The organism is Pseudomonas sp. MD330_10 (assembly GCF_042610415.1).
Taxonomy (GTDB): Bacteria; Pseudomonadota; Gammaproteobacteria; order Pseudomonadales; family Pseudomonadaceae; genus Aquipseudomonas; species Aquipseudomonas rhodesiae.
Genome location: NZ_JBHGZU010000097.1, coordinates 1 through 258 on the forward strand (window position 1 = coordinate 1; position 258 = coordinate 258).

The window sequence follows — 258 nt, forward strand, 5'->3', positions numbered from 1 at the left end:
TTCGGCCTGGGCACCCCCACCCGCTACAACCTCAGCTACTACCATCTGTAATGCGACGACCTGCCAGACTCGGGGATTCCCTACGGCTACGGTTCGGCCACCGCCACCGCCCACGTCCACGAAAAACCCAACGACGGCGGCGACAGCGATAACTTCTACGGCCTCAAAGGCCGCGATTTCCGCAAGACCCGCGCCGAAATCAGTACGTTCTCCATCGAGCACGATCTGAACGACAACATGACCCTGAAAAACACCCTG

The 258-nt window shown here is 59.7% G+C and carries 1 pseudogene; it reads left to right on the plus strand.

Annotated features, from left to right (window positions below):
- Nucleotides 1-258: pseudogene (locus ACFZPT_RS26770) on the plus strand (TonB-dependent siderophore receptor); the annotation flags it as partial.